A 3,921-nucleotide genomic window follows, 5' to 3' on the forward strand; every position below is an offset into this window, starting at 1 on the left:
CGGGCGTAGTGGCGTCGCTGGGCTATTCCGGCCGGGGCGTGCCGACCGGCACGATGATGGGCACGGTGCTGGCCGAATGGGCGATGGGGATGCCCAAGGAGGACCTGACCCTGCCGCTGGAGCCGATGGCGGCCTCGCCCTTCTGGATGAAGTTCGTCCCCTACCTCTTCCTCTCCGCCACCCGCGCTCGCGACCAGTGGGTCGCCAGGCGCGAGGGCGTGAACCCGCCGGCCTACTAATGGCCAGGAACGGGCGGCCGGAGCCGCGCACGATCGGCTACTCGAACGTGTCGCTCGACATCCTGGGCGGCCTGCTCAGCTTCTATGCGCGCAGCATGGGCATCGCGCTCAACCGGGACTACGACCAGGCCATCAGCGAGGTCGAGTTGGCCCATGGCCATGGCAAGGTGTCGGTCCTGCTGATGACCCATGCCAACCCGGGCATCCGGCCCTCCGTGATCGCTCACTTCGCCCAGAAGGACCGCTCGGCGATGGCCAAGCTCATCGACCAGATGAAGCGGCAGGGCCTGGTCGAGCAGAAGGTGGATGCCGGCGAGCGCCGGGCGCACGAGCTCTACCTCACGCCCAGGGGCGAGGAGCTGGTGGTACAGGTGCGCAAGATCGCCCAGGAGCAGTCGGACCGGTTCTTCTCCGTGCTGGACAAGCAGGACCGCGCCGATCTCCTGCGCATCCTGATGACCCTCTACGAGCGGCACGTGACGCCGCTACCCGCCACCGTCCTAGACAGGAAGGCCACCGCATGATCGACCGTCGCGTCGCCCTCGTTTCCGGCGCCAATCGCGGCATCGGCGCTGCCATCGCGCAGGAGCTCCTGGCCCGCGACTGGGTGGTCTCGATCGGCGTGCGCCGGCCGGACAGCGTGCCGGGCGAGCTGAAGGAGCAGTGCCACCTCCAGGCCTACGACGCCGCCGACCGGACGAGCGAGGCCGCCTGGGTCCAGGCGGTGGCCAAGCGCTATGGCCGGATCGACGCGGTGATCGCCAATGCCGGGGTCATGATCCCCAAGAGCGTGATCGAGGCGGAGGACGAGGATCTCGACGCCATGCTTGAGGTCAACGTGAAGGCGCCGCTGCGCCTGGCCCGCGCCGCCTGGCCTCATCTGGTGGCCTGCGGCCGCGGCCGGGTCGTGACCATCTCTTCCCTGTCCGGCAAGCGGGTAAAGGCGGCACGCTCCGGCGCCTACTCGGTCAGCAAGTTCGCAGCACTGGCCCTGTCCCACGGGCTGCGCCATGCCGGCTGGGAAGAGGGTGTGCGCTCCATCGCGATCTGCCCGGGCCTGGTCGCGACCGACATGGCGTTCGGCCTGAGCGACAAGGCGGCCGCGGAGATGACCGACCCCAAGGACGTGGCGCGGATCGTGGCGTTCGCGCTGGACCTGCCGAACACGGCGAGCGTGTCGGAGATCCCGATCAATTCTTCCCTGGACGAATCCTACTGAGCGAACCCGAGCGTCCCGGCCCGCGCGGGAATGGAACAGGCGACCGGTGGCAACCCATCTTCGAGTGAGCACGTGATTACCCAAGTCACCCCGCACCGTGGCCCGGTGGTCGATCCGGTCGATTCCAACGACAAGCTGCCCGAACAGGTCGATGTCGTGGTGATCGGCGGCGGGATCATCGGCGTGTCGACCGCCATGTTCCTGGCCGAGCGTGGCGTCTCCGTCGCCTTGTGCGAGAAGGGTCATATCGCCGGCGAGCAGTCGAGCCGCAACTGGGGCTGGGTCCGCAAGATGGGCCGCGACCCGCGCGAGATTCCGCTCATCATCGAATCGCTCAAAATCTGGCAGACCCTGAACCAGAAGACCGAGGCCGAGACCGGCTTCAAGGTCACCGGCATCATGTATGCCGCGCGCAACCAGGCCGAGATAGCCAAGCACGAGGAATGGCTGCAGTACTCGCAGCCCTATCAGCTCGACACCAAGGCGATCGGCAAGGCCGAGTTCGAGAAGTTGATGCCGGGCTCGGACGGCGGCTTCTATGGCGCGCTCTATACCGCGTCGGACGCCCGTGCCGAGCCACAGAAGGCGGGGCCCGCGATCGCCCGCTACGCCCAGCGGCTGGGCGCCTATATCTTCACCAACTGCGCGGTGCGCACGGTGGAGCGGCAGGGCGGCAAGGTGTCGGGCGTGGTCACCGAGAAGGGCCGGATCCGCTGCAGCCAAGTGGTGCTGGCCGGCGGCGCCTGGTCCGGCCTGTTCCTCGGCAATCTCGGCATCCGCCTGCCGCAGCTCACCGTGATCAACTCGGTGATGCGCACCGCCCCTCTGGAGGGTGCGCCCGAAGTGGCGCTCTGGGAGAGGGACTACGCGTTCCGCAAGCGCCTGGACGGCGGCTACACGATTGCCGACGGGGCGACCAACGTCCACGAGCTGGTGCCGAACAGCTTCCGCTACCTGAAAGACTTCCTGCCGGCGGTCCGCATGGAGTGGCGCTCCTACGGGCTGCAGTTGAACTCGCGCTTCGGCCTGGAGGCGAGCTGGCCCAAGACCTGGACCGGCGACGAGGTCACGCCGTTCGAGAAGATCCGGGTGAACGACCCGGCTCCGGTGGAGAAGGTCACGAAGAAGGCACTGGCTCGCCTGCGCCAGCGCTTCCCGGCCTTTGCCAATGCGAAGATCGAGCAGTCCTGGGCAGGGCGGATCGACGTCACCCCGGACATCGTCCCGGTGATCTCCTTCGTCGACACGCTGCCGGGCCTCCTGATCGCTACCGGCTTCTCCGGTCACGGCTTCGGAATTGGGCCGGGCGCTGGCAAGCTGATCGCGGACATGGTGATGGGCAAGGACCCAGTGGTCGATCCGACTGAGTTCCGCCTGGCACGCTTCTTGGACGGCAGCACCCCCAGACCGATGGGGCATGCCTGACCTTTCTTGGAAGGCGACCGCCGCAAACGGCGGCGCCCCGGCTTTCTGGCCGACTTGCGAAGGGGGAAACGTCTGATGGATGACACGATGTCGAAGCAGGGCAGCCTGATGCGCCCGAACCGGCGCCGGTTGATGGCGATGGGCCTGGGTGGCGGTGCCGCTGTCTGGATTGGGCCGAAGCTCGGCTGGGTCGGCACGGCCGAGGCCGCGACACCGCCTGAAAAGCCGACCGGCCAAGCGGTGATCGGCATGTCCCAGGAGCCGACCGTCTTCAATCCTCTGATGCTGCACATCGAGGTTGACGAAGGCGTCTACTTCAACCTGTTCAGCCCGCTCTGGCGCCCCGCCCCGGATGGCAGCCTGATCCCGGACCTGGCCACCGAGATCCCGACCGTCGCCAATGGCGGCATCTCGGAGGACGGGCTGACCTGGACCATCAAGCTCAAGGACAACGTCAAGTGGCATGACGGCACGCCGTTCACCGCGGAGGACGTCAAGTACACGATCGAGCTGATCAACAACCCGGACTTTAGGGCCGGCCGCCGCGCCGGCCATGAGCTGGTGCGCGAGATCACGGTCAAGAGCCCGACCGAGCTCACCTGGAAGATGGAGAAGCCGTACGCGCCCTACCCGGCGATCCTGTCCTGGACCTTTATCGTGCCCAAGCACATCCTGGAGAAGGAGGCCGACCCGAACACCGCGGCGTTCAACAACGCGCCCATCGGCACCGGCGCCTTCAAGTGGGTCGAGCGCGTGCCGGGCGACCACATCACCCTGGAGGCGCATACCGACTTCCACGGCGATGGTCCGTACCTGGAACGGATCATCTTCAAGTACATCCCCGACATGACGGTGCTGTACACCCAGTTCCAGACTGGTGCGGTCGACTATACCGGCATCCAGGGCATCACCCCGGACAAGTACGAGGAAGGCAAGGCCCTGGAGGGCCGGGTCGTCCAGACCGTGCCGCAGCCTTTCATCGAGAATATCGCCTTCAATCTCGGCCTGCCGGTGTTCCAGGACCGGGCGGTGCGCGAG

4 protein-coding genes and 1 pseudogene are annotated in these 3,921 nt (G+C 67.0%); all 5 read left to right on the top strand.

What is annotated here, in order from left to right; all coding sequences use genetic code 11:
* Window positions 1-239 (top strand): annotated as a pseudogene (locus EQG76_RS03205) (FAD-binding oxidoreductase); the annotation flags it as partial.
* Window positions 239-763: a MarR family winged helix-turn-helix transcriptional regulator gene (locus EQG76_RS03210; protein WP_159710560.1), complete on the top strand. Its 525-nt coding sequence runs from the start codon at window positions 239-241 to the stop codon at window positions 761-763. The pseudogene EQG76_RS03205 and the gene EQG76_RS03210, both read left to right, overlap by 1 nt.
* Window positions 760-1,458, top strand: a complete 699-nt coding sequence (locus EQG76_RS03215) for an SDR family NAD(P)-dependent oxidoreductase (protein ID WP_159710562.1) — start codon at window positions 760-762, stop codon at window positions 1,456-1,458. The genes EQG76_RS03210 and EQG76_RS03215 overlap by 4 nt, the downstream gene beginning before the upstream one ends.
* Window positions 1,459-1,530: 72 nt before the next feature.
* Window positions 1,531-2,883 (top strand): NAD(P)/FAD-dependent oxidoreductase, encoded by a 1,353-nt coding sequence (locus tag EQG76_RS03220; RefSeq protein ID WP_235031184.1) that lies wholly within the window; start codon window positions 1,531-1,533, stop codon window positions 2,881-2,883.
* Between the two features lie 75 nt (window positions 2,884-2,958).
* A partial coding sequence (locus EQG76_RS03225) for a peptide ABC transporter substrate-binding protein (RefSeq protein ID WP_200840518.1) occupies window positions 2,959-3,921 on the top strand: 963 nt, incomplete at its 3' end.

Source organism: Geminicoccus flavidas, from assembly GCF_009806515.1.
In the GTDB taxonomy this organism is placed as follows: Bacteria; Pseudomonadota; Alphaproteobacteria; order Geminicoccales; family Geminicoccaceae; genus Geminicoccus; species Geminicoccus flavidus.

What these genes read in the sequence shown, in the direction of transcription:
- EQG76_RS03215 (WP_159710562.1), top strand. Translation starts at nt 760, where the DNA reads ATGATCGACCGTCGCGTCGCCCTCGTTTCCGGCGCCAATCGCGGCATC.
- EQG76_RS03210 (WP_159710560.1), top strand. Translation starts at nt 239, where the DNA reads ATGGCCAGGAACGGGCGGCCGGAGCCGCGCACGATCGGCTACTCGAAC.